The organism is Pseudogracilibacillus auburnensis (assembly GCF_003201975.1).
In the GTDB taxonomy this organism is placed as follows: Bacteria; Bacillota; Bacilli; order Bacillales; family Amphibacillaceae; genus Pseudogracilibacillus; species Pseudogracilibacillus auburnensis.
On record NZ_QJJQ01000004.1, the window covers coordinates 158970 to 184984 of the forward strand.

Annotated in this window: 22 protein-coding genes; 12 read left to right on the forward strand and 10 right to left on the reverse strand. The window is 36.0% G+C overall.

What is annotated here, in order from left to right:
- Positions 1-200: 200 nt before the first annotated feature.
- On the reverse strand, positions 201-776 hold the full coding sequence (locus tag DFR56_RS07475) for a TetR/AcrR family transcriptional regulator (RefSeq protein ID WP_110394822.1): 576 nt from the start codon (positions 774-776) through the stop codon (positions 201-203).
- 142 nt (positions 777-918) lie between these two features.
- Positions 919-2013 (reverse strand): D-alanine--D-alanine ligase, encoded by a 1095-nt coding sequence (gene ddlA / locus DFR56_RS07480; protein WP_110394823.1) that lies wholly within the window; start codon positions 2011-2013, stop codon positions 919-921.
- 644 nt (positions 2014-2657) lie between these two features.
- Here ddlA and DFR56_RS07485 point away from each other — a divergent pair.
- From DFR56_RS07485 to DFR56_RS07495, 3 genes are read left to right on the forward strand one after another with little or no spacing between them, the layout of a single operon-like run.
- Positions 2658-3047, forward strand: coding sequence for a MerR family transcriptional regulator (locus tag DFR56_RS07485; protein WP_110394824.1), 390 nt, complete (start codon positions 2658-2660; stop codon positions 3045-3047).
- On the forward strand, positions 3040-4551 hold the full coding sequence (locus tag DFR56_RS07490; protein WP_110394825.1) for a class I adenylate-forming enzyme family protein: 1512 nt from the start codon (positions 3040-3042) through the stop codon (positions 4549-4551). Before DFR56_RS07485 ends, DFR56_RS07490 begins: the two co-directional genes overlap by 8 nt.
- Before the next feature lie 2 nt (positions 4552-4553).
- On the forward strand, positions 4554-6242 hold the full coding sequence (locus DFR56_RS07495; RefSeq protein WP_110394826.1) for an acyl-CoA dehydrogenase family protein: 1689 nt from the start codon (positions 4554-4556) through the stop codon (positions 6240-6242).
- Between the two features lie 540 nt (positions 6243-6782).
- On the opposite strand, the gene DFR56_RS07500 is transcribed toward DFR56_RS07495, so the two are convergent.
- Both DFR56_RS07500 and DFR56_RS07505 read right to left on the reverse strand, forming a co-directional pair.
- The gene (locus tag DFR56_RS07500; RefSeq protein WP_110394827.1) at positions 6783-7550 is read right to left on the reverse strand and encodes an HAAS domain-containing protein; all 768 of its coding nucleotides are present in this window, start codon (positions 7548-7550) and stop codon (positions 6783-6785) included.
- A complete protein-coding gene (locus DFR56_RS07505) occupies positions 7540-7902 on the reverse strand; it encodes a PadR family transcriptional regulator (RefSeq protein ID WP_110394828.1) in 363 nt (120 codons plus the stop codon). The genes DFR56_RS07500 and DFR56_RS07505 overlap by 11 nt, the downstream gene beginning before the upstream one ends.
- A 383-nt stretch (positions 7903-8285) precedes the next feature.
- Here DFR56_RS07505 and cyoE point away from each other — a divergent pair, with 383 nt between their 5' ends.
- The 4 genes from cyoE to DFR56_RS07525 all read left to right on the forward strand — a co-directional run bounded on the left by cyoE (position 8286) and on the right by DFR56_RS07525 (position 12392).
- Positions 8286-9161, forward strand: a complete 876-nt coding sequence (gene cyoE, locus DFR56_RS07510; protein ID WP_244916454.1) for a heme o synthase — start codon at positions 8286-8288, stop codon at positions 9159-9161.
- A 159-nt stretch (positions 9162-9320) separates the two neighbouring features.
- The gene (locus DFR56_RS07515) at positions 9321-10016 is read left to right on the forward strand and encodes a phosphoribosylaminoimidazolesuccinocarboxamide synthase (protein WP_110394829.1); all 696 of its coding nucleotides are present in this window, start codon (positions 9321-9323) and stop codon (positions 10014-10016) included.
- Positions 10017-10067: 51 nt separating this feature from the next.
- Positions 10068-10718 (forward strand): LytTR family DNA-binding domain-containing protein, encoded by a 651-nt coding sequence (locus tag DFR56_RS07520; protein ID WP_110394830.1) that lies wholly within the window; start codon positions 10068-10070, stop codon positions 10716-10718.
- 153 nt (positions 10719-10871) lie between these two features.
- Positions 10872-12392, forward strand: coding sequence for a succinyl-CoA:acetate CoA-transferase ScpC (locus DFR56_RS07525; protein ID WP_110394831.1), 1521 nt, complete (start codon positions 10872-10874; stop codon positions 12390-12392).
- A 193-nt stretch (positions 12393-12585) separates the two neighbouring features.
- Here the strand turns inward: DFR56_RS07525 and DFR56_RS07530 are convergent, their stop codons facing one another.
- From DFR56_RS07530 to DFR56_RS07555, 6 genes are all read right to left on the reverse strand, one after another.
- Positions 12586-12936 carry a hypothetical protein gene (locus DFR56_RS07530; protein ID WP_110394832.1) on the reverse strand — a complete coding sequence of 117 codons (351 nt, stop codon included), beginning with the start codon at positions 12934-12936 and terminating at the stop codon, positions 12586-12588.
- Positions 12937-12988: 52 nt separating this feature from the next.
- Positions 12989-13534 carry a DUF6036 family nucleotidyltransferase gene (locus DFR56_RS07535; RefSeq protein ID WP_110394833.1) on the reverse strand — a complete coding sequence of 182 codons (546 nt, stop codon included), beginning with the start codon at positions 13532-13534 and terminating at the stop codon, positions 12989-12991.
- Positions 13535-13691: 157 nt separating this feature from the next.
- Positions 13692-14681: an asparaginase gene (locus DFR56_RS07540; protein WP_110394834.1), complete on the reverse strand. Its 990-nt coding sequence runs from the start codon at positions 14679-14681 to the stop codon at positions 13692-13694.
- Between the two features lie 245 nt (positions 14682-14926).
- Entirely contained in the window at positions 14927-16321 is a 1395-nt protein-coding gene (locus DFR56_RS07545) for an aspartate aminotransferase family protein (protein WP_110394835.1), read from the reverse strand.
- Positions 16322-16479: 158 nt separating this feature from the next.
- Positions 16480-17349, reverse strand: a complete 870-nt coding sequence (locus DFR56_RS07550) for a MurR/RpiR family transcriptional regulator (protein WP_110394836.1) — start codon at positions 17347-17349, stop codon at positions 16480-16482.
- The gene (locus tag DFR56_RS07555) at positions 17350-18291 is read right to left on the reverse strand and encodes an alpha/beta hydrolase (RefSeq protein ID WP_110394837.1); all 942 of its coding nucleotides are present in this window, start codon (positions 18289-18291) and stop codon (positions 17350-17352) included. It lies immediately after the preceding gene.
- Positions 18292-18553: 262 nt separating this feature from the next.
- Here DFR56_RS07555 and argC point away from each other — a divergent pair, with 262 nt between their 5' ends.
- From argC to DFR56_RS07580, 5 genes are read left to right on the forward strand one after another with little or no spacing between them, the layout of a single operon-like run.
- A complete protein-coding gene (gene argC, locus DFR56_RS07560) occupies positions 18554-19591 on the forward strand; it encodes an N-acetyl-gamma-glutamyl-phosphate reductase (protein WP_110394838.1) in 1038 nt (345 codons plus the stop codon).
- Positions 19592-19603: 12 nt separating this feature from the next.
- Positions 19604-20827 (forward strand): bifunctional ornithine acetyltransferase/N-acetylglutamate synthase, encoded by a 1224-nt coding sequence (gene argJ / locus DFR56_RS07565; protein WP_110394839.1) that lies wholly within the window; start codon positions 19604-19606, stop codon positions 20825-20827.
- Positions 20828-20840: 13 nt separating this feature from the next.
- Complete coding sequence (gene argB, locus DFR56_RS07570; protein WP_110394840.1) at positions 20841-21620, forward strand: acetylglutamate kinase; 780 nt, start codon at positions 20841-20843, stop codon at positions 21618-21620.
- 39 nt (positions 21621-21659) lie between these two features.
- The gene (locus DFR56_RS07575) at positions 21660-22802 is read left to right on the forward strand and encodes an acetylornithine transaminase (protein WP_110394841.1); all 1143 of its coding nucleotides are present in this window, start codon (positions 21660-21662) and stop codon (positions 22800-22802) included.
- Positions 22803-22850: 48 nt separating this feature from the next.
- Positions 22851-26015, forward strand: coding sequence for a carbamoyl-phosphate synthase (glutamine-hydrolyzing) large subunit (locus DFR56_RS07580; RefSeq protein ID WP_110394842.1), 3165 nt, complete (start codon positions 22851-22853; stop codon positions 26013-26015).

Consider the following 26015-nt stretch of genomic DNA (forward strand, 5'->3'; position numbering starts at 1 on the left):
ATGACTGACATTCAGTCATTATTAAGGTTTTATTAGACAATCCTACTGTGTAAATGCTACATGATCGTTTGGATTTCCTTAGTCCGACAAATAATTTTCTGGAATCGTCGCATAATCGAAATTCGCAGCGTGCATCATCCTCCAAATCGGCGCACAACCAAAATTCGCATTACATAATGCTCCCAATCAGCACTAACCGATTAGTTTGTTTTCAATGCATTCATCGCAAACTCGTATACATCTCGTTTTTTTAACTGGATCGTTTCTTCATTTTGTTCGTCATATAAATAAGATTGCTCTGCAGCAGTTTCTAATAGGCCTATTAATAAAGTAGCTGTTCGTTTTGCATGCAAATTATCACAGACTTCCCCATTTTGTTGAGCATTTCTTAATAGGCTACTAATTAATTCGTAGTAAGGCTCATATATTGCTTCCCACTCATTTAATTGTTGATTGGAACCTAATCCGACATAAAGTAATGCATAAATTTCTCGATAATTCTCCGTATACTCAAAAACAATTTCAATAAGAATTTGTAATTGTTCGGTGAAAGGAACTTGATTGTCCATTTGCTCATGAAATAGGCTAATCGCTTTTTCAATCATTACTTCTGCAATAGCTGGTATAACAGACAATTTGGAAGGAAAATATAAATAGAAAGTGCCCTGCGCAATGCCAGCCCCTTTTACAATTTCAGAAACAGTCGCTTTTTCAATCCCTTTTTCCTTAAAAACGTTCAATGCCGATAATGTAATCTTTCGTTTTTTATCATCCATTTTAAATTACCTCCCACAGAGTGACTGACTGTCAGTCATTTTATACTATTTTTCATTTTTAGTCAATAGCAGGAGTATTGACTAATCGTCAAGCCTGTTTTTTCTATCAGTTGAAAACAGGCTTGATCTCATCATTTTATTTTTAAATAGTACTTTTCAACTTACTCTCTTTTTCATGTCTTTCGATTGCAAGTTCTATTAATCTTGTAATCAATGAGGAATAGGAAAGACCACTTACTTCCCATAATCGTGGGTACATACTGATTTTTGTAAAACCAGGCAATGTATTAATTTCATTTACATATAAATCACCAGGATCTGTTAGGAAGAAATCAACCCGGCCTAGACCTTCACATTGTAATACTTTAAACGCTTGAATGGACACTTCCTGTACCTTCTCCATCTCTTTATCTGTTAAATCGGCGGGTGCAGCAAGTTCAGCTCCTTTTTCATCAATATATTTAGATTCATACGAATAAAAAGAAGTCTTGGGTAAAATTTCTCCCGGAAGTGATGCAATAGGATGATCATTGCCAAGGACAGAACATTCAATTTCCCTGCCTTGAATCGCTTCTTCAATGATTATTTTGCGATCATATTCAAATGCTAATTGAACCGCCTGAGAAAATTCATCCTCTGTCATTACTTTGCTAACACCAACAGATGACCCTTGATTTGCTGGTTTAATGAATAGGGGAAGACCTAATTTTTCTTGCACCTTTTGAAAATCGATGTCATCTTTTTCCGCACTAGTGTAAACAAGCCAATCCGCAACCTTTATTCCACTACTTTGTAACAATCGTTTGGCAATATCTTTATCCATACATAAGGAAGATCCTAAAACATTTGGCCCAACATATGGTAAGTTGGCTAAACGGAGCATTCCTTGTAAACTTCCGTCTTCCCCTAAAGTGCCGTGAACAATGGGGAAAACAACATCCAATTGTTCTAATATCGCTGTAGAATTTGCTTGGATAAATTGATGTTCATTAGAGCCTGGAACAATTGCTACAGTTTCATTCGATTTGTTTAGTTGAATGAGCTTTGGATTGTCAGCATGTAATAAATAAGAAGAGTGATCATTTAAATGCCAATTTCCTTGCTTATCAATTCCAATTAATGTGACAGTAAATTTTTCTTTATCAATGGCATCAATAATATTTTTAGCAGATTGTAAGGATACTTCGTGTTCAGCAGATTTCCCTCCAAAAATAATTCCGATATTCATTTTACCCATCTTTTCATTTCCTTTCTCAATAACGATAATAACAATATATGCAGTACATTCTTAAAAGAGATATCACTAACTATATCATAAATCATTTTTAATTAAGTGTTACGCATTTTCTTCAAAATCCCGCACTTTTTTAAGAATTTGCGCACTATCTTCAAGAATCCCGCACTTTCTCAAGAATTTCCGCACTTTCTCAAAGATTCCTGCATTTCGAAAACGATTAGCACCTAGTAATGGTCATTTTGGTAATTAGGGAGGTTCACTTTCCTTAGCTAGTTAGTTTATTATTAACTATTTCATATTGGCTTGATTTCCGCTACTTACGTATTAAAAAGCATATGCTCCAGCGCCGTCTCGAACCGTGACAATCAGGACGTCTAGTGCGAGTTTTGCAGACAGAGTGTAATATGCCGATTAATCGTAGGTATAGGATGCTAGGGATCTTAGCCGTCCTCGACCCTTTCATCCACCTTTTTGTGCACATAATTAAAACAAAGCCCCAAATCAATGGTTTCGTGGACATAGACTTTCCGCTTAAAAGACTTAGCGATCATCTAAGTTTTCTAATTAAAATGTTAAAAGTCCCCCTTGTAGTTGACGTTAACGTAAATGATATATTGTATAATAAGAATGAAGAGGTGGTGGTGATGAAACGGATTTCAGAAGTGGCTACAATGTTTGGGGTGACGACACGTACGATTCGTTATTATGAAGAAATTGGGTTATTGAAGCCAAGTCGATCTTCGGCAAAACAGCGTTTATATCCTAAAAGTGAAATAGCGAAATTAAAATTAATTGCACGCGGAAAACGATATGGATTTACGTTAACAGAAATAAAGGAAATGGTTCTTTTATTTGACAAAGACAGAACTGGAAAAAAACAGCTTGAACGGACGATCCAGTATGGGGAAAAGCGGCTCAATGATATTGACGAGCGAGTTGCGGAATTACTACAAATTAAGCGTGAAATAAAAGGTTTAATGAAAGAATTCACTGAAAAGTTAAATAATTTAGAGGGGGAGTCTTACGATGAATAGTTCACTATTATTAACTCGAAATGCAAGGAAGTATCCAGAAGCGGAAGCGGTCATCTGTATGGGAAGAAGAGTTTCATATGAAGAGTTGGATCAATCGGTAAATAGATTGGCTTCGAGTTTAAGAGCAAATGGAGTAGGAGCAAGAGATAGGGTCATTTTATTTTTACCAAATGTATTGGAATTTATCATTAGTTATTTTGCTGTCCAGCGTATTAGTGCTATTGTCGTACCAATCAGTGCGAAACTTACTCTGGAAGAAGTAAAGTACATTGTTGACCACTCAAATGCAAGCGCTATCATTGCGCATGACCTGCTCTTTGACACGGTAAAAGAGTTACAAAAACCCAACCTTAAAATTAAAACAGGTAATGAGCTGAGTGGATGGCTTTCTTTTGAAAATTTACTTGATATGGGTTCAGATCGAGCCATTCATTGTGATTTAACCGAAGACGACGAATCAAGCATCCTCTATACGTCTGGAACAACTGGAAAACCTAAAGGTGTTTTATTTAGTTACCGAAACATTTTAACAGTCGCACAAATGATTTGCGTGGAAATGGAAATGAAACCAGACAGTCGCGTTTTGCTAATGATGCCACTTAGTCACTCCGCACCGTTACATTTATTTTTAATGGGTGGAATGGTCGTTGGAGCAACACTTGTGTTAACACCGACATTTACACCTGATTTATTCATCGATACCGTTGAAAAAGAAAAGACGACTCATTTTTTTGGTGCCCCAGTTGCTTATTTACTAACTGCAAAACAACCGAGACTTCAAGAGGCAGATCTTTCCTCCATGAAATGGTGGATATACGGAGGTGCTGCATTAAGTGCGCCGGAAGTTCACATGATTCAACAAGCATTTCACTCAAACGATTTTGTTTGTGTGTACGGGTTAACAGAGGCTGGACCAAGTGGCTCTCTATTATTAAAAGGAGAACATGATAGTAAACGTGGAAGTATTGGTAAACGAGCACCTCTTCATACAGAAATAAGAATTGTGGATGATACGGGAACGGACGTGGCTATAGACGAAGTGGGGGAAATTATCCTTCGGGGAGAAGGAAATATGCTTGGTTATTATAAAAATGAAACGGCAACCGAAGAAGCTTTTATTGATGATTGGCTAAAGACTGGTGATTTAGCTCGCCAGGATGAGGATGGTTATATTTGGGTCGTTGATCGAAAGGACGATTTAATTATTTCCGGTGGTGTTAATATTTATCCGAAAGAAATTGAAGAAATGATGCTTCAGTTTTCATCGCTCCAAGAAGTTGCCGTTATTGGGGTACCACACGAAGAATGGGGAGAAACAGTAAAAGCTATTTTTTCGGCAACCGAAGAAGTGGATGAAGATGAATTGCGTACGTTTTTACAGCAAAGTCTAGCTAAAAATAAAATTCCCCGAATTTTTCAACAAATAGAAGCACTTCCGCGAAATGCTGCTGGAAAAGTGCTGAAACATCAGTTAAGAGAAAATTACAGCAATGAGGTGATTTAGTGATGAAAAGCAAAGTACGTCCCCAAGTATTAGAAGCAAAGGAAAAAGTGGGACGCCGAAATTTTTTTACAGAAGACGATACATTGCACAAAATTTTAGAAACTAAATTGGGTGGGGAATTTTTACATTTCGCTCAGAATGAACTTACATCTTTTGGTGATTTATGTGCAAACGAAATAGATGAACGGGCAGTTCATACAGACAGAGAAGGAGAGCCGCGGCTTATATCATATGACCGATATGGGGAGGAAGTTTCCCATGTTTGGGTAAATGAAGGATATAAACAGACAGTGAACGAAACGTATGGGCGAGGAATTGTCGGGTATGTGCATAAAGAAATTCCAGACTTGAATCAAAAAGGAAATTATGTGTATAGCTTTGCCCAAGGATACGTATTATCACAGGCAGAAGCAGGGTTTTATTGTCCGGTGACTTTAACATTGGCAACGGCATATTTGCTCGATCATTACGGGAACGACGAAGTGAAGGAGCGTTTTTTACACCATGTTTGTTCAACTGGGGAGGTACCTTTGTATGAAGGGGCCACCTTTTTAACAGAACGTCAAGGTGGATCAGATGTCGGAGCAAATGTAGTGCAAGCTGTAAAAGAAGGAGAACATTACCAGTTATATGGTGAAAAATATTTTGCCTCGAACGCAGGAATGTGCGGCGTTGCCATGGTGCTCGCACGAATGGAGGGTGCTCCAAATGGTACGAGAGGATTAACTTTATTTGCTGTACCGTGGAAAAAGGATGATGGAACATTAAATAATGTCCGGATTCGTCGCCTAAAAGATAAATTAGGTGTTCGTGCTGTTCCATCTGGTGAAGTTGAATTTAATGGGGCTATTGCTTATGTAGTTGGCGATCCTACAAAAGGTTTTTATTATATGATGGAAGCACTTAACTTATCGCGCGTTTCGAATGCGGTTGCGTCTGTTGGAATTATGCGACGTGCCTATATAGAGGCTGTTCATTATGCATCGCGAAGAAATGCGTTTGGCAAACGACTGACTGAATATCCAATGGTTCAGCATACATTAGGAAAGTTAAAGGCGAAATGGCATGCTGAACTCGTCACTGTTTTTGATTTAATTTCTTTATTTGAAAAAGTTTCAAATGGGAAAGCTTCAGAAAGGGAAACAATCCTTAATCGTTTATTTATTGCGATCATGAAAAAAGAAACCGCTGAACAGGCAATTCACTTTTGTCATGAAGCGATTGAAATGCATGGGGGAAATGGGTATATTGAAGACTTTGTTACCCCACGTCTGCTAAGGGATGCGCAAGTTTTAACCGTTTGGGAAGGAACAGCAAATATTCTAGGATTGGAACTAACACGTCTCGTTAATAAATATGATGCTCATCTATTATTTATAGACGAAATGAAAGCACGACTCGATCAGTTACAAGATGGTGATTTAACAGTTATTATACGAATGGAATGGGCTAAATTGAAAGAAGATTTAACACTGTTTTCGAGGTTACATGGTGAGGAGCAAACAATTGAGGCGAAGTGGATGGCAGAACGAATGGCACATTTATATGAAAGTATCGTCGTCTTAGAATGGGCAGAAACGTATGGGGATGACTATTTGAAGCTAGCAAAAGTGTATGTACATGTTACTTGGGGGGAGAGGAAAGTAGGAGATGAAATGGTGACTGTGAAATATTTCCATGATATTGTGTAAAGTGTTTCCGAGTAACTAGTGTGACTTGAAAATAAACGAGGCCGGAATATAACTAAAACGATCAAATCGAATGGTGAATAGATGAAGGCTCCTGGTTGGCTAGAAATGTCACGTTCATGTGATCTACGCTGACACTAGCACGTCCTGTTTGGCGAAGGGGTATCAGTCGCCTTAGGAAGTGCGACATATATTTCTGCGGGTTATATGCAACTGTTATTTTGCGAATCCTATTTGATAAAACCTTTGTTCTAGCTTCATTTTGATATTTTGAATGATGGAAAATAGTGTGAAAAAAGGGTGAGAAAGTATTGTTATCCATTGCCTTAGTTAGTGTAGAAAAATTAGTGCCATGAAATGTTAACGGGGGGAGCAATAGACTCTACTGTAATCAGAGTCACTTTTTTTATCTTAAATCCTCAAGTTTAGTAAATGAATCATATTGGTTAACATCTATTTTTTCCTTTGGTTTTTAATATAGCTCTTGAAACAGCTCGTGGAAACTTACTTAAAATAAGAGTTTCCACGAGTCTATCGTTGTGGCTATCTATCTTTTTTCCTTTTTTCAAGTTTGGACAATATCCAAAGGTAAATAGCAATTCCGCCGTAGGTTATCATTATACTTAGGATAAGTTTTGTTTCATATTTTAGTGACATCAGATGAAGTAAATAATTAGGCAATGTTAACAATGCTACTATAATCATTAGCGTCCAAGATTTTGCCCAAATGGAAACACCTATGATAAATATTGCTGTGATCACGCCGATGATCAAGCTCCCGGTATTGCCAAGATGAATGACAGGAGTGTCAATGACTCTATTTAAGTAGATTAAACCAACAAAAAGAGTCATTGGTAATATCGCTATACCAACTAATATCAATCCCTGTTTTTTGATGGAATGACTATGTGTAGAAATATAGGTAAACCCTATGAAAACAGAAGTGATAAATATTGCACTAATGACAATATGCCCGAAAATTTCCAAGAAAGAATAGGAAAGGTTTCCTTCTAATAAATCTAGGATAATCGTAAATGAAAATGAACCAAAAACAATTAGGCAAATGTATTTGAACCATGTTCGATAGTCAATGATCATTTCATTAGAAACCATCTTCATATATTCTTTCGGTGATTTACCAATAATTTTTTCAATCGATTTTCCGTTTTTTTCTGCTTCTGATAAATGTATTTCTAACTCTTGGACAATATCTTCAATTTCATCCGAATTTTTTCCACTTGAAAATAAGTATATTGTTAAGTTTTCTAAGAAATCTTGGCTATTTTTAGAAAGTTGTAATTCATTCTTCAATCATCTCATCTCCTTTTGTAAACTTTGTATTTGACTCATAATGTAACACTCTGTTGACATTGTTCTGTAGTGTAGTCCAACGTTCCATAAATTCGTTTAATTCCATCTCACCCTTAGTTGTCAGTGAGTAATATTTTCTTTTTGGTCCAGCCGTTGATTTTTTTAATGTTGATGTAACTAATTCTTCCCTTTGCATCCGCATTAATAAAGGATAAATTGTCCCTTCACTAAAGGACTTAAAACCATAATTGCCCAATTTTTCTGCCAATTCATATCCATACACTTCTTTATTTTTTATAATGGCAAGCAAACAGCCATCAATTATACCCTTTAGCATTTGTGTTGATGACAAGTCTTTCACCCCTTTCTAACTAACTTGCAATACAAGGTATATGAATATAAAATATCTTGTATTACAAGTTATTTATCAGTATAACTTTGTTAGTCTTGTAATGCAAGGTAAAGTTTGAAATGAGTCCAAACAGGAAAATTCCACACGATAATCCGAATACCTTAAGTCTTATGTTTTGTTTTATTTGCTTATGATTTTTGAAAGTTATTTATGTAACTTACTTCTTAATCGATCGGTCATGAATTGTACTTAATATGTAATATGTTTGCATAGATTGAAATAGTTCACCATGTTATAATGATTGTGTATAATTGATATATTCACGTCTAAAGAGGTGCAGTTCATTGAATATTTCTACTGACTGTAAAATGGAGAAACAAAGTATGCGAACGATATTAACTGATATTAAATCTCTCGTAAAAGGAATTGTATTAATTGCAAATGTCTTACCTATATTGAGTGGATATTGGTTGGCATTATTTTTTACAAATGCTTCATTCTTAGATTATTGGGACAAGTTTTTGTATATGACGATTGGTGGAACCCTTCTAATGGCTGGAGCACTTATCTTAAATAACTGGTATGAAGTCGACCTTGACCGGGAAATGAAACGGACGCAACAACGCCCAACTGTAACAGGAAACTTTTCGTTAAAAACAGTATTAACAATGGGAATTATTAGTTCATTATTAGGTCTGGGAATGTTATTGTTCACGACTCTTGAAGCGTTTGTTTATGGGTTTTTAGGTTGGTTTACGTATGTCGTATTATATACCTTTTGGTCAAAAAGAAGGTATACGTTAAACACAGTAATTGGTAGTATCTCTGGTGCATTTACGCCACTTATTGGTTGGGCGACCGTTACATCAGCCTATCATATTGTACCAATTATTTTGTTCATTATTATGTTTATCTGGCAAATCCCACATACTTTTGCAATCGCAATGAGAAGATATGAAGAATATAAAGCAGCAAACGTACCGATGTTACCAGTCGTATACGGTTTCGACATGACTAAAAGACAATCAGCGGTTTATGTCGCCTGTTTACTTCCGTTACCATTATTCCTTACATCGCTCGGTACACCTTTTGTTATGATTACTTCCATATTAAATATAGTATGGTTAGTTATTGCCATTCGAGGCTTATTTAAAAAAGATGATATAAAATATGCAAATTCAATGTTTTACTATTCATTAACGTATCTTACTATCGTGTTTGGTATGATGATTATTATCACTTTACCGATATTTCAATAAGAGTTTGAGGCCCAACTATTGGGTCTTTTTTTATCGATAAAATGAATAATATGGGAGAAAAAAACAGATAAATTATTTCAAGGTCCTGCAATTCCTTTTTATTTTTTCTTAACTGCTTTATACTAAAATTAACTAACGTATGAGAAGGGAATCAGCCATATGGAGCTTATTTATGAAGGTAAAACAAAAGATGTCTATCGGTTAGACGATGGTACTATACAATTAAAATTTAAAGATGATGTCACTGGTGAAGATGGTGTGTTTGATCCAGGGGCAAACACGGTCGGCTTAACAGTAGAGGGTGCAGGAAAATCGGGTCTCCGAATGACTACCTATTTTTTTGAAAAATTACAACAAAAAAATATCCCTACCCATTATATTGAATCAAATCTAGAAGATGTGACAATGACAGTGAAAGATGCGCAAATGTTCGGCAATGGACTGGAAGTTATTTGTCGCTTTCGAGCAGTTGGAAGCTTTTATCGTCGCTATGGAGCTTATTGTGAAGAGGGACAAGCTTTAGATGGATTTGTCGAGGTAACGATTAAAGATGACGAGCGTGGGGATCCACCCATTTCAAAAGATGCACTTGCTGCATTAAATATTGTTACGAAAGAAGAATATGTACAATTAAAACAATTAACGAAACAAATTTCTGAAATAGTAAAAATAGAGTTAGCCCAAAAAAACCTACAATTATACGATATAAAACTTGAGTTTGGCCGTGATAAAGCGACAAATGAAATGATATTGATAGACGAAATTTCAGGTGGTAATATGCGTGTATATGATGAGAATGGTGACTATATCGAGCCACTCAAACTGGAAAAAAGATTATTTAACGATTCACTATAAATAAATATCGAAACATCTATTTATCAAAAGGCTTAAAGGGAGGTGAGGAAGATGGATTCATCCATTGTACAACATTTATTTAATAACTTATATCAATTATTTCCTAATACAAGTTCCATTGCTATAGCAGATTTGGATAAATTTATTTATTATAAACCGAGTTTAGATATCGATTTGAAAATTAAACCGGGTGATACAATTCATTCAGAAACAGTCACATATAAAGCGATAACAACAAAAAAACGAGTGAAGGAATATAAAGGAGATACTATTTTTGGTGTTTCTTATTACGCAATATCTCAACCAATCATGATGCAAAAAAAGATAGTCGGTGCAATGACAGCCATCTTTCCTCGGGAACCTAGAGGCTTATCTATCCCTTATTTAACAGTAAGGACATCAGACCGCTGGGTTCCGATCCATTTTGAAAATATTATTTTTATGGAGGCACAAAATAGAAAGACGAACGTTACTTCTGAAAACCGAAACGGAACACATCGATATAACTTAACAGAGCTGGAAATAATTTTACCAAATAACATCTTTATCCGGTGCCACAGATCATATATAATTAATTTACATCAAATAAGAGAGGTGCATCCTGACTCTCATTCGACCTTTATTTTAATTATGTCTGACCAATCTCGAGTTCCAGTTAGTCAAAGTTATTCAAAACAATTAAGGAATATTTTGGGTTTTTAGTAGGGGGTTTTTTCAAAAAGGTAAATGTATTTAATGTATGAAAAATTGTAGTTCAGTAGAATTTAAAGCCCTTTCATGCATAAGGACATGAATAATCGTTGAATTATTGATAGAATAGAAACAAAATGTATAATATTTTAAGAGGTGATTTTATTGGGTATTGATTTAAGCCAATTCATAAGAAATAAAGCATTTTTAGACAAAGTGGTTTCAGCTGAGGAAGCTGCTTCTTGGATTAAAGATGGAATGAATTTAGGGATGAGTGGATTTACATTATTCGGAGAGCCAAAGGAGTTTCCACTTGCACTTTCTGAACGTGGAAAAAAAGAGGATTTTAAAGTTAATTTGTACACTGGAGCATCATTAGGTCCAACTGCCGATCAATCGATGGCGGAAGCTGGAATCATTAATCTACGTGTTCCATATCAAGGAAACCCAGTTATGCGTGGTAAGATCAATAATGGTGAAATGTTTTATATTGATCAACATTTATCACATGTGGCTGAAGAAGTGCGTAAAGGAACTTTAGGAAAAATTGATTACGCTATCATCGAGGCAGCTGCAATTACAGAAGATGGGCTTATTATTCCAACTGGTTCAGTGGGTAATTCACCAATTTTCGTGCAAGAAGCGGAAAATGTCATTATTGAGTTGAACACGACTGCACCGAAAGAATATGAAGGATTACATGATATTGTTGTCTTAGAAGAGCAAGGGAAGCGCCGTGAGATTCCAATGTATTCTGTTGGAGAAAGAATTGGAGAAGTTGGAATTAAAGTAGATCCTGCTAAAGTGAAAGGAATTGTTTTATCTGAGCAGCCTGATATTCCTTCTCCTTTATTTGAACCAAATGAAGAGACACAACAAATTGCTAATAACTTATTAGACTTTTTTGCTGGCGAAGTAGAAGCAGGTCGTTTATCAGAGTCTTTAGCGCCACTTCAGTCTGGAGTTGGATCAGTAGCAAACGCTGTTCTAAATGGAATGAAAGACTCACAGTTTAAAGATATCGAAGTTTACTCAGAAGTATTACAAGATGGTATTTTTGATTTGATTGATGCAGGAGTAGTTAAATTTGCGTCTGCAACTGCATTTTCTCTTTCAAAGAAGCGTGTCGAATCACTAGGAGAAGATTTAGCAAAATATAAAGATAAAATTGTTTTCAGACCACAAGAAATTTCGAATCACCCGGAGCTAATTCGACGTTTAGGTGTCATTTCGTTTAACACGCCGATCGAAGTGGATATTTACGGGAATGTAAACTCAACTCATGTGAGTGGAACACGTGTGATGAACGGAATTGGTGGATCTGGTGACTTTGCACGTAATGCAAGAATTACAACATTTGTAACTTCATCACTTGCAAAAGGAGGAGCCATTTCTACAATCGTTCCATTTGTTTCCCACGTTGACCATACAGAACATGATGTAGATGTCATCGTAACAGAACAAGGTTATGCAGATATTCGTGGACTTGCTCCAATTCAAAGAGCAGAGAAAATTATCGAAAACTGTGCACACCCTCAGTATAAGCAACAATTAAGAGATTATTTAGAAGAAGCAAAAGCAAAAGTCGGTGGCCATACACCACATATGTTAGACAAAGCTTTCTCATGGCATACAAACTTGAAAGAAAACGGTACAATGCTGCTGGGAGAAAAAGTAACAAAATAATGATTGTTTAATCTTTTGAAATGAGGCGGACATCAAATTATTTTTGGTGTCCGCTTTTTTTCTAACCACTTATAGCAGACTGTTTTTTCTCATTTCTCCACTTTCCTTTTTTGGTTATTCCTCTTTTAAATGTTAAAAAATAAAAACACACTCACGTGGCAATAAGCTAAAGTAAATGCGTTTAAAATTCCTATCATCTTATAAATAACTTCATTTTATTTTTCATTTTCCTGTCAACATATTCTTTTACTTCGTTTGTAGTATTGTTTTCCAAGTACATACTCTTCGCCAGTACTCGTAACATTTTAGCAACATCATCTTTTCTGTGGTTATCCAAGAGGGGCAAATGCTTTAAAACTAATTTTTTCGAGCTTAATGGATTTAAAAAAGGTTTTACTTCCTTAACTTCCATAGCCACATCTAAAGATAACCTTGCTGTTTCTTGACGATATTCTGTTCCGCCATTTTTATGGTACTCATATTCCTGCCTTAATTTATTCACGAAATCTTCAAATGATAAATTTTCGTTAAGCACCTTATTCATTCTGAACAACTCCTTTATGTTCAGTTTTAACCCTTTTTTTAATTATTCCTTTTTATTCAAAAATGCGATTTAAATGATGTACATTCAAATTAAGGTTTGATGGATTTAAAAGGTATTGCTTATATTCTTCCACCATTGACATTAACCTATCTTTGTTACAATACTCAAGTATTGAGGTGTTTTCTAAATCACTCAAATCTTTTCCACGTGTTGAAAAAATTTTGCTACAGGCAAGCAATTCAAGATTAGGAAGGAAAACACGTATAGCTTCAAATCCTACCTCAATTTCAAAATGAGAATTCTGATCATCTAAATCTTCTAATGGTGGAACTTCCATTATCCCACCCACAATTTCAATATTTACTTTCTTTAATTGTTCAGTAAAAACTTTCCTATCGGACACATTAATTATGTTGATATCAACATCCATTGTAGGTCTGAAAATTCCACCATTCAACTCGATTAAAGTTAATAATGCTGATCCATCTAACATAACTAGATCTGCTGAAACATTTTCTTCTTTACAGTAATAATCGAGTGTATTTAAGTTTTTTAAAATATCTCCTTGTTCCAAAATTTCTTTTGAAAAATCATGCAAACCCTCCTTGTATAGTATGTTTAGGGCTTAGAGTTTAGGAGAATTTCCAGTTGCTTTGGACAACCAAAAAGAACCTAAATCAATTTCCAAAATTAATTCTGCTTTAAATGGTTGAGTAGCTTTTTGTTTATTAATAAGTAACGATTAATTACTACTTTTAATATTCATTAAATATTGCTTGTATATCGTCCATTTTATTATATTTTAACATACATAACATGAGTAAGATTCGTGCTTTTTGCGGTAATAAATTATCTCCACTAATAAAATGATATTTTTCATATGGATCAATTGGCATGACACGACCATTTCCAACTCGGCTACTTCTTACAACAAAAATCCCCGATTCTGTCGCTTTTTGTAAAGCATTCATTTCACTTGGAGAAACGAGACCTGCTCCTGTACCCGCGGTAACAATTCCCCGATAATATCCGCCTTCGATAAGATGTTCAATTAACTGTCCAGTTGCACCTGCATAGGAGTAAATGATTTCTACGTTATCGAACTTATCAAATTGTAAAGTTGCAAACTCAGAGTGAATCGTATGTTTTTTTGTTGGCTGTCTATAAAAATGTACCTTTTGATCTGGATCGATGAATCCAAGGTAACCGACCTGCCCTGATTGAAATGCTTCTAACCGATATGTATTTGTTTTTGTCACTTCGCGTGCACTGCTGATTTCATCATTCAAAACGACGAGCACCCCTCGGTTGATAGCTTCATCACTTGCAGCGACACGAATCGCTTGGAGTAAATTTAAATGGGCATCTGAGCTTAATGCAGTAAAAGGGCGTTGTGCTCCGACAAAAACAATTGGTTTATCAGATGGAACTGTAAGATGTAAAAAGTAAGCTGTTTCTTCCAGTGTATTTGTACCATGTGTAATGACAACACCGTCAAAATTTTCTTCTAGTAAACATTTTGTTACCTTATTCCGTAACTGAATCCAATGGTCTGCATTTACTTCCGTGCTGCTAACTTGTAAAAATGATTCAAAAGAAACGTTAGCAACATTTTCTATTTCAGGGATTGCTTTTAAAAAATCACTTCCCGTATACTCTCCGGATTGATAATCTTTTAAATCTAAGCGATTTTTTCCATGTGCGGAAATAGTTCCACCCATCTCAATAACTTTTATTTTTTTCATCGTTCTCCTCCGAATAAGATGATCATGATTAAAGTATAAGGAAAGTTTTGCTTAAAAGCCAAAAAAGCTAGGTGATATCTTCATTTCCGCACTTGATTTTTCTCGAAAGAATTAAATAAGACTAACCTATAAAAACTGTTTTCAGTTAAAAAATGAAAATAAAAACGCGTGAAATCAAGATTTCCAAATCAGATTTCATGCGTTTTATTCATAAAAGAGTTTTGCCCCAGCCTCAATGCGTATTTTTATTTCGCTGTTCGATAGTTATTTTTTAATACATTATTTAAAGCTACTTCGTGAGCATCAACTGTTCTATCAATATCTTCTAATGTATGGGCGATGGACATGGAGTAGCGATTTAGCGGTTTTAAATAAACACCTAAATGTAATAGTTCTTGATCAATTGCTTCACGAAAAGCAGTATTAGCCTGCCACATATCACGATAGTTTTTAATCGGCTCAGTTGTAAAAATAATATTAAAAATGCTTCCCATTCCAATTGTTTTCATTTCAATATGATAAGAGGCATAAAGTTTTTCCAAACGTGACCGCAAATGTTTCGTATGAGAAAATAATACGTTTAATAAATTCCCTTCTTCTAAAAGGCGAATCGTTTCTAAACCAGCAGCTAAAACGATCGGGTGTCCGTTGTATGTTCCGCTATGAAAGACAACATCACGCGTTTTGTCACTGTCGCCTCCAACCGCGAATACATCCCCTTTTGCGTTGGCTGCACTTTGCATCATCAATTCTTTTTTACCACCGACTGCTCCGACTGGGAAGCCGCCACCTAATACTTTTCCAAGTGCCGTAATATCTGGTTCGACACCATATACGCTTTGGGCTCCACCTAAGGCGACTCTAAAACCTGTTTTTACTTCATCAAAAATTAGTACAATTCCCAATTCATCTGTTAGCTTTTTTAAGCCGTGAATGAATTCTTTTTTAGCTGGAATAAATCCTCCTTGCACAGGTTCTAAAATAACTGCAGCTAATTCGTCTTTATGTTCACGTAGAATTGTTTCTGTTGCCTCTAAATCATTAAAAGGTAAAACGATCGTATTGTCTGTTTCATCAGAAGGAATTCCACTCGATTCTGTCACAGGAGTAGGTTGTTTTGCATGACCAGCACTGTCCGGACTTGGATTGACGCTGACGAGTACTTGATTAATTCCGCCGTGGTAATGACCTTCGAACTTTGCTATTTTGGACTTTTTTGTATATGCAACCGCTAGACGTATAGCAAGTAGTATTGCTTCTGTCCCAGAATTTGTATATCTAATTTGTTCCATACTTGGATATAACTCAATTAACTTTTTAGCCATCTTTATTTCAAGCTCATGCGGTGTTCCGAAGATAATTGTTCCTGTATCATTCATTTGCTTCATGGCCGCTTGCATGATCTGTGGATGTCCATGCCCTGTAATTAATGCACCATAGCATAAGGAGTAATCAATGTATTCCATGTTATCAACATCGATGAGTTTACTGCCCCTACCCTCTTTCATAAAAATAGGGAAAGGCGCAAAATGTTTAATATTAGCAGTTACCCCTCCTGGAATGACTACTTCAGCATCTTGGAACATTTTTGAAGATGCCTCTTTACTGTAGGTAGAAACTTCATCTGACACACTAACCATTTTGTATCTCCTCGCATTTTTTATTTACAAGTGATTCTTCACTCACTTGCAAAAGATAAACTATCTTAGTTCTTATCATTAGTATATGCGAGGAAAAATATTAATGCAACATTTATTTCATAATTGTTTTTAAAATGAATTATTGATTTCATAAAATCTTAGTTTTCCTCATTGTTTTTATAAAATACGTCATATCGATCCCATAATTGTTCAAAATTCTCCAATCTTTCTTTCATATTGATTCGCTCTACATTTCCTATATATGCAATTAACGTATTGATGACACTAAGAGGTGCGACGAAAGAGTCTAAAAATGATTTCATATTACTTGATGCAAAAAGTGCAATATTAGCATAAGCGGTTATTGGGGAGGAGAAATGGTCGGTTAGTGCAATAATTGTTGCCTTTTTCTCAGCTGCATAAGAAACGACATCAAGTGTACTTTTTGTGTAACGTGCATAACTAATACCGATCACGACATCATTCTCATTTACATGATGAATTTGATCGAATGCTGCTTCTGTCGTGTGCACTAATTCACTTTTTCCAAAAATAATATTAAAATAATATTGTAAAAATGTCCCTAAAGAAAGCGCGCTTCGATTGGCAATAATATATATTCTTTCCGCATCTAAAATATAATTGGCTGCTCGTTCAAAATCTTCTACATTTAAATGTTGCATCGTCGTTTGGATGTTTTTAATATCTTCATTGAAATTATCATAAATAGCTTTTTCTGTTTCACTGTAAAAAGAATGAGACATGTTGAGTCGCTCGACGGTGTTCAATTGCTTTTCAATGGAAGATGCTAATTGTTTTTGTAAATCGTTATAACCCGAATAGCCTAAAAATGTTGCAAAACGGACGACAGTTGCTTCACTCACTCCAGTCATTTTCGCTAATTTCGCACCGGTAATAAATGGGATGGAATGAGGGTTTTCCAAAATATAATCTGCAATTTTATGTTGTGATTTACTCATTTTATCTCGAGAGCCACTGATGATTTTATAAATTGTCGGATTTGCCATTTATTTATCTCCTTTCTCTATTGCTTTTATCCAACGTAAAATGTCTTGATACACTTCCTCTTTATTGACTTCGTTTAAAACTTCGTGGCGGGCATTTTCATAAAGTTTGAAAGAAATATTGTCAATTCCATGTTGAATATATTGGTCATATACTTCTTGTACGCCTTTTCCATCATCCCCAACTGGATCCATATCACCAGCAATAAGAAAAATGGGTAAATCACTGGGTGTTTTTTTAACTTCTGAATCCCGGTGGATCGTTTCCATACCGCTTATTAAATCAATAAATAGACCCGTCGTACAGACAAATCCACATTTATCGTCTGCTATATACTCATCTACAACAGCGTGATCTCGACTTAAAAAATCAAATTTCGTTCTAGCCGGTGCAAACTTTTTATTATAATTGCCAAACGTTAATTTATCCATTAGTGGGCTCGGTGTTCGTGGACCTTTTCTTCTGCGATCCCATTTTGCAAGGCGAAGGCCAATTTTGCCAAGCATTCCTTTATCTCCACCTGTACCGGATAAAATAATGCCATTTACATCATTGGGATACACTTGAACATATCTTCTCGTTAAAAACGATCCCATACTATGACCTAAAATAATCAATGGCAGATGACGATAATCCTTTTTAATCATAGCCGATAACTGGTTCATATCTGAAACAACTCGTTCAAAGCCATTACTTTCCGCAAAAAAACCTTTATCATCGGGGGCTGTAATTGAATTACCGTGCCCACGATGATCATTTCCATACACGATAAAACCATTGTCCACCATAAAGGCACAAAAATCTTCATACCGCAATATATGCTCGGCCATTCCATGTGCAATTTGAATCACACCTCGTAATTCCATCTTTTCTTCCGGTTCCCAACAATAGGCATTTATTTTCACATCGTCTTCTGAATAGAAATAAAATTGAGTACGTTTCAATTGTATTCACCCTTTATACAATATTTTACTCCTTTATTAAATGTACCATAATTCATTTCATAATAATAAAGAAATAAAACCATAACTTTATTCATGTCTATGCATATTATATGTATAAAATAATCATCATGTATGAATGAATAGTCTTAATTCATCATGAGTTAATTGTTTAAAACTTTTTTAAAAATTTATAAATATACTATTGATTTTATTTTTATACAGTTTATAATAGAATTTATTACTAAACAGGAGTGGATGAATAATGAAAGTAGCAATTATAGGAGCAACTGGTTATGGAGGAGCAGAATTAGTACGAATTTTGCACCGACATCCGCGTGTATCCATTCACTCTGTTCATGCATCCAGTTCGCAAGGAGAACCATTGTCAAACAGTTTTCCGCATATGCAAACGATCGTACATGATCAATTACAATCTGTCGATCTTCAAAAAATCGCTGCGGAAGTTGATCTTGTTTTCACTGCAACACCATCAGGGGTGGCAAAAGAGCTTGCTCCCGCATTGTTAGCTGAAGGTGTAAAGGTAATTGATTTATCAGGAGATTTTCGCATGAACGATCGTGAAATATATAAAAAATGGTACGGAATCGATGCGGCTGATGAAAAATTACTTAATAACGCGGTGTATGGACTAACCGAATGGATCGATGTGGATTTATCCGAAGCCAATCTAATAGCAAACCCCGGATGTTATCCTACATCAGTACTTTTAGGGTTAGCACCGCTCGTAATGAATCAAAAAGTAGACGAAAATACAATTATAGTTGACGCTAAAACAGGAGTAAGTGGCGCAGGAAAAGGTTTCTCTGCAGCTACACACTTTGCTGAAACAAATGATAATTTTAAAATATATAAAGTGAATCAGCACCAACATACACCAGAAATCGAGCAAATGTTACAGGTTTGGAATAGTCAAACAGGTGCCATCACATTTACGACACATTTGGCCCCAATGACGAGGGGGATTATGGCAACGATGTATGCAACAGCGACCGAAAAAACATCGACGAAAGAACTGTTAGATCTATTTAAAGAAAGTTATCACGATAAGTATTTTGTACGAATTCGAAAAGAGGGAGAATTTCCAAGTACAAAAGAAGTGTACGGATCGAACTTTTGTGATATTTCACTAGCTTATGATGAGCGCACAAATCGAATTACAGTCGTCTCGGTTATCGACAATCTTGTAAAAGGGGCTTCAGGTCAAGCGGTACAAAATATGAATAAAATGCTCGGCATTGATGAGAAGACAGGAATTGACTTTATGCCGGTATTTCCATAAAGGGGAATCATCATGATTGAAAAAATAAACGTAAAACAGATTGATCAAGGGTCAATCGTCACTCCTAAAGGGTTTCAAGTAGCAGGACTCCATTCAGGAGTAAAAAGAAAACGAAATGATTTAGGTGTTTTATATTGTGAGAAACCTGCAAATGTAGCGGCAGTATATACATTAAACAAAATTCAAGCTGCTCCAATTCATGTAACGAAAGAAAGTATCGAACAGGAAAATAAAATTCAAGCAGTCATCATCAACAGTGGAAATGCGAACGCTTGTACAGGGGAACAAGGACGAAAAGATGCGTATACGATGCGAAATGTAACAGCTGAAAAGTTCCAAGTCCCTGAACATTATATTGCAGTCGCCTCTACTGGAATTATCGGTCTTGAAATGCCGATGGATAAAATCGTTCCCCACATTGAGAAATTAGAAGTAGGAGTATCGGATACACATGCTGCACAGTTTGGGGAATCGATTTTAACGACTGATACTTTTTCGAAAGCAACTTGCTTTGAAGCAGAAATTGATGGAAAAAAAGTAAGTATGGCAGGTGTGGCAAAAGGGTCTGGAATGATAGAGCCAAATATGGGGACGATGCTCGGTTTTATTACGACAGACGTCAATATTGAATCAGACGTTTTACAGACAGCTTTAAAGGAAGTAGTTGACCAAACCTTTAATTGCATAACAGTTGACGGGGATACTTCAACGAACGATATGGTCATTGTGTTAGCAAGTGACCTAGCGGGAAATGAACCATTAACCCCTAATCATCAAGATTGGGCAGCATTTATCGAACTTTTAACAAAAACATGTGAAGATTTAGCGAAACAAATTGCTAGAGACGGAGAAGGAGCAACGAAGTTAATTGAAGTAGAAGTAAAAGGAGCTGCTTCAAATGAAGATGCCCAAAAGGTAGCAAAATCCATCGTAGGCTCTTCATTGGTAAAAACGGCCGTCTTTGGAACAGATGCTAATTGGGGCAGAATTATAGCGGCGATCGGTTATAGCGGAGCTGATGTTAATCCTGAAACGATTGATATGGCTATCGGACCTATGACTTTATTAAAAAACAGTCAGCCAACAGGATTTTCAGAAGAGGAAGCAACGAACTATTTACAAAATGAGACGATTGAGATAAACGTTCATTTAAATATGGACGAAGGAATAGGGAAAGCTTGGGGTTGTGATCTTACGTATGATTACGTAAGAATTAATGCAAGTTACCGCTCGTGAAAGGAGTATATTCGTGGAAGAAATTATCGTTTTAAAGTGTGGTGGAAGTTCTGTCAATGATTTATCGGATGATTTTTTCGATAATTTAAAAGCATTACAAAAGGCTGGTATGAAGCCTGTCATTGTCCATGGTGGAGGACCAGCGATTAAAGAAATGCTAGAAACATTAGCGATCGAATTTGAGTTTGTTGATGGACTGCGGAGAACGACCGAACAAATGATGGATATCGTAGAAATGGTTTTATCAGGGAATGTGAATCCAGCATTGTCACGACGTGTGAATGAAGCGGGAATAAAAGCAATTGGTATTTCAGGCTCCGATATGAATTTATTACAAGCAACCCCAATTGATTATGAACGGTATGGTCTTGTCGGTGAAGTAAGTAATATCAATGTCGATTTCATCTATGAGTTGCTAGCACGTAATATTGTTCCAGTTATATCACCAGTTGCTATCGGAACAGATTTAAACAGATACAATGTTAATGCAGATACGGCGGCAGGTGCTGTTGCCTCTGCTTTAGGTGCAAAACAATTATTATTTGTGACAGATGTTCCAGGAATTTTGCAAGACGGTACATTGCTGGAGGAAGTAACGACAGAGGAAATAGAAGCATTCATAGCTGATGGTACGATCTTTGGAGGGATGATCCCTAAAGTGAAAGCGGCGATGAAAGGTTTAACGAGTAATATTGAAAAAGTGATGATTGTGAATGGAAAACAATCCGAACTTAAAAATACGACAACACTTGCTGGAACAACGATTACAAAGAAAATGAAGATCAAGGCGTAAAAAGATCTTCTTAAAAATAAAAACAGGAGATGTTTAGACATGGCATTATTTCCAACATACAATCGTTTTGATTTATCTGTAAAGACTGCATCTGGAACGATTGTGGAAGATGTAAGTGGTAAGAAATATATTGATTTTGGAACCGGAATCGGTGTGTGTAATTTAGGCCACCGCCATCCCGAAGTGCAAAAAGCAATAGAAGAACAACTGAATAAATATTGGCATGTGTCTAATTTATATAAGAATCCAATTCAAGAAGATGTTGCTAAGGTCATTACGGAAAATAGCGCTTGTGACAATGTGTTTTTTTGTAATAGTGGGGCCGAAGCGAATGAGGCAGCAATTAAACTTGCTCGAAAAGTAACTGGGAAAGATAAGATTATTACATTTAATCAATCATTTCACGGTCGTACTTTTGCAACGATGGCTGCAACTGGTCAAGAAAAAGTGAAAACTGGCTTTGGGCCAATGTTAGAGTCTTTTACGTATGCGACATTTAACGATATTGAATCCGTTAAAAAAGCAATCGATGGAAAAACAGCTGCCATCATGTTAGAAGTAGTGCAAGGAGAAGGCGGAGTTATTCCGGCGAATGAAGATTTCATTGTGGATGTCCAACAGTTATGTAAAGACCAAAATATTTTATTAATCGTTGATGAAATTCAAACAGGAATCGGGCGAACGGGGAAAAAATTCGGGTTTGAACATTATGGATTGGAACCAGATATTTTTACGCTTGCCAAAGGTTTAGGGAACGGCCTTCCTGTTGGAGCCATGGTTGCTAAAAAAGAATATGCAGCTGATTTCGGCCCAGGAACGCATGGTTCAACGTTTGGAGGAAATCCACTTGCAATGGCAGCAGCAAAAGCAGTTTTAAGAGTCGTTTTTAATGATTCATTTTTACAAGAAATTGCTATAAAGGCAGATTATTTACGATCGAAATTAGAAAGTGAAATAAAACCTCTCCCGACCGTCAAAGAAATCCGTCAAAAAGGATTGATGGTTGGAATCGAATGTCAGGAAAATGCAGGATCATACGTTCCACTATTAATGGAAAAAGGTGTACTCGTACTTAATGCTGGGCAAAATGTTATCCGACTTTTACCACCACTAACGACGACGACAGAAGAAATGGATCAAGTTATTTCACTGATAAAGGAAACATTAGAAGAGGTGAAATAATCTTTCGCCTGAAATAAATGAGTTTTAATAATTGAGGAGGCAACTTGGATGCCCAAGGATAAGCAAATAAAAAAGGTGTTAGTAATTGGATCAGGTCCAATTGTCATTGGGCAAGCAGCTGAGTTTGACTATGCAGGAACGCAAGCATGTTTGACCTTAAAAGAAGAAGGCTGTGCAGTTATTTTAATTAACAATAATCCTGCTACGATTATGACTGATGAGAATGTAGCAGATAAAGTATATTTTGAACCATTAACTGTTCAAAACATCGAGAAAATAATCAAAAAAGAACAGCCAGATGGAATATTGGCAACAGTAAGTGGCCAAACAGGTTTGAATTTGGCTTTTGACTTACAAGAGCAACAAATAATAGAAAAATATAACTTAACCGTGTTAGGTACTCCAATCGATTCAATTATGCAAGGGGAAGACCGAAATAAATTTAGAAATCTAATGAAAAAAATTGAGGAACCAATCCCTGAAAGTGCTATTGTTGACAAACTAGAAGATGCCCTTATCTTTAGTAAAGAAGTAGGATTTCCAATTATCGTAAGACCTGCCTACACGTTAGGTGGTTCAGGCGGTGGGATTGCAACGGATGAAAATGATTTTATCAAGTTTGTTACTCGTGGACTTCGGGCAAGTCCAATTAGTCAATGTTTAATTGAAAAAAGCATCGCTGGTTGGAAAGAAATTGAGTTTGAAGTGATTCGTGATAAGGCTAATACGGCTGTTGTTGTTTGCCATATGGAAAATATCGATCCGGTTGGAGTTCATACAGGAGATTCGATTGTCGTTGCACCAGTACAAACATTATCACCAAATGAACTTGAGATGCTTCGTAAAGCCTCTTTGAAAATAGTAAAAGAGCTAGGCATTATCGGTGCTTGTAATGTTCAACTAGCATTTGAACCACAAACGAAGGAATATATTATCATTGAAGTAAATCCGCGAGTAAGTCGCTCAAGTGCATTAGCATCAAAGGCAACAGGGTATCCAATTGCTAAAATAGCAACAAAATTAAGCCTTGGCTACACATTGTCAGAAATAAATTATGACAAAGCAAATGAAACATTAGCAACCTTTGAACCGACATTAGATTATGTCGTTGTTAAATTCCCTTGCTGGCCATTTGAAAAGTTAACGACCGCCGACCGTAGTCTTGGCACTCAAATGAAAGCAACAGGGGAAGTAATGGCGATTGAAAAAACAGTTGCAGCAGGACTACAAAAAGCAGTACGTTCACTTGAACTAGAAGTGGATGGGCTGTCGCTGATTTATTTACAGACGATGGATACTACCCAACTGAAAAAATTAGTTGATCACACGGATGATCGTCGTTTCTTTGCATTACTTGAATTGATGCGACGTGGTGTTGATCTTGAAACACTTCAAAAGGCTACGAAAATTGACACGTTTTTCTTATCAGAGATGGCATCACTCGTAAAATTAGAATTAGAAGCGAAACAAAGCACAATTGATTGTGTGACGATTAAACAAATGGTTGCTTTAAAGCAAGCAGGTTTTACGGATAGTTGGCTTGCCAAAACGTGGAATTGCTCCATACAGGATGTACAAGAAAAACAGCATGAATTCAATGTTTTTCCGATATATGAAATGATTGATGCATTTTCAGAATCAAACGAAGACCAAGCTGGATATTATTATGCAACTTGGAATGCGCACAAACAATCCGTAACAATGAAAGAGAAGAAGGAAAAAGTATTAATGATTGGCTCTGGACCAATTCGGATTGGTCAAGGAGTTGAATTTGATTATTGTTCTGTACAAGGAATTAAATCATTACAAAAATATGGCTATGAAACCATTTTAATTAATAATAATCCTGCAACAGTAAGTACGGATTATGAACTTGCAGATAAATTGTATTTTGAACCAATTACTGCTGAGGATGTTTTACATGTAATGAAATATGAGCAAATCGATCAAGCAATTGTTCAGTTTGGTGGGCAGACAGCGATTAACTTAGTGAAAGAACTCGAAGTAGCTGGAGTGAAGTTACTTGGATCAAATATGGATACAATTGACACATTAGAAGATCGTGATCGTTTTTATCAATATTTACAAAAAATTGCTGTTCCTCATATTCCAGGTTTAATTGCAACATCTGAAGCTGATTTAAAAGCGAAATCAGAAAAAATTGGTTTTCCTTTATTAATTAGACCTTCCTATGTCATCGGCGGAAAAGGAATGGAAATTATTGAATCGGAAAAACGTTTAGAAAAATATATAGCAAATAATTTAAATGCCACATCATCTTATCCAATTTTAATCGATGCTTATTACCCAGGAAAAGAAGTGGAAGTTGATGTCGTTACAGATGGAAAAAATATTTTCATACCAGCTATTTTTGAACATATTGAAAAAGCTGGTGTTCACTCAGGCGACAGTATGGCAGTTACACCACCAATTTCATTGGATAAAGCGGTGAAAAAACAAATTGTCGACTATGCAGAACGTGTTGCAAAAGGAATTGACTTTAAAGGGATATTTAATATTCAGTTCGTTATTTACAATGATACGTTGTATGTGCTTGAAGTAAATCCACGTGCATCAAGAACCGTGCCAGTTATTAGTAAAGTTGCTGGTGTAAATATGATTGAACTTGCTACAGGAACATTGCTTGGTAAATCATTGAGTTCGTTATGTGGAAATGTAAAACTGTTACCTGAAAATGATTTTTATACAGTAAAAGCGCCGGTATTCTCAACAGCAAAATTACCTGGTGTCGACCCAATCTTAGTGCCTGAAATGAAATCAACTGGTGAATTAATCGCTATGTCCAAAACATTGTCGGGTAGTTTCAAAAAAGCATTCTTATGGAATGAACAGTTGAAAAATGCTTATGAAAAAAAGGAGAAAGAAATCTATATCGCTACAAATAATACGAACTTTCTCCAAGTGCAAGAACGTTTAGCACAGCTTGGGATTAAGACGAAATATGTGGACGATTTCGGTAAGAATGTAGCGTTTGAACGACTGGAAGAGTGGATGAAATCGGATCATGCATTTGCTATCTATAGTGCTGAGGCAACTAGTGATGAACGTGAAAGAGCATTGGAATTTAATTTAATCGTTATGACTGCTGAAGAGACGGTACGCGCATTTTCAATGATGACAAAAGAACCATTAGAAGTTATCGCCATTCAACAGTTAGAACTAGCATACGAGAAGGAAGTGGTGTTACAATGA

What these genes read in the sequence shown, in the direction of transcription:
- DFR56_RS07540 (WP_110394834.1), bottom strand. Translation starts at nt 14,681, where the DNA reads ATGAAAAAAATAAAAGTTATTGAGATGGGTGGAACTATTTCCGCACAT.
- DFR56_RS07485 (WP_110394824.1), top strand. Translation starts at nt 2,658, where the DNA reads ATGAAACGGATTTCAGAAGTGGCTACAATGTTTGGGGTGACGACACGT.
- argC (WP_110394838.1), top strand. Translation starts at nt 18,554, where the DNA reads ATGAAAGTAGCAATTATAGGAGCAACTGGTTATGGAGGAGCAGAATTA.
- DFR56_RS07575 (WP_110394841.1), top strand. Translation starts at nt 21,660, where the DNA reads ATGGCATTATTTCCAACATACAATCGTTTTGATTTATCTGTAAAGACT.
- DFR56_RS07545 (WP_110394835.1), bottom strand. Translation starts at nt 16,321, where the DNA reads ATGGTTAGTGTGTCAGATGAAGTTTCTACCTACAGTAAAGAGGCATCT.
- DFR56_RS07520 (WP_110394830.1), top strand. Translation starts at nt 10,068, where the DNA reads ATGGATTCATCCATTGTACAACATTTATTTAATAACTTATATCAATTA.
- cyoE (WP_244916454.1), top strand. Translation starts at nt 8,286, where the DNA reads ATGCGAACGATATTAACTGATATTAAATCTCTCGTAAAAGGAATTGTA.
- ddlA (WP_110394823.1), bottom strand. Translation starts at nt 2,013, where the DNA reads ATGGGTAAAATGAATATCGGAATTATTTTTGGAGGGAAATCTGCTGAA.
- DFR56_RS07580 (WP_110394842.1), top strand. Translation starts at nt 22,851, where the DNA reads ATGCCCAAGGATAAGCAAATAAAAAAGGTGTTAGTAATTGGATCAGGT.
- DFR56_RS07515 (WP_110394829.1), top strand. Translation starts at nt 9,321, where the DNA reads ATGGAGCTTATTTATGAAGGTAAAACAAAAGATGTCTATCGGTTAGAC.
- DFR56_RS07490 (WP_110394825.1), top strand. Translation starts at nt 3,040, where the DNA reads ATGAATAGTTCACTATTATTAACTCGAAATGCAAGGAAGTATCCAGAA.
- DFR56_RS07495 (WP_110394826.1), top strand. Translation starts at nt 4,554, where the DNA reads ATGAAAAGCAAAGTACGTCCCCAAGTATTAGAAGCAAAGGAAAAAGTG.
- argJ (WP_110394839.1), top strand. Translation starts at nt 19,604, where the DNA reads ATGATTGAAAAAATAAACGTAAAACAGATTGATCAAGGGTCAATCGTC.
- DFR56_RS07550 (WP_110394836.1), bottom strand. Translation starts at nt 17,349, where the DNA reads ATGGCAAATCCGACAATTTATAAAATCATCAGTGGCTCTCGAGATAAA.
- DFR56_RS07530 (WP_110394832.1), bottom strand. Translation starts at nt 12,936, where the DNA reads ATGAATAAGGTGCTTAACGAAAATTTATCATTTGAAGATTTCGTGAAT.
- DFR56_RS07475 (WP_110394822.1), bottom strand. Translation starts at nt 776, where the DNA reads ATGGATGATAAAAAACGAAAGATTACATTATCGGCATTGAACGTTTTT.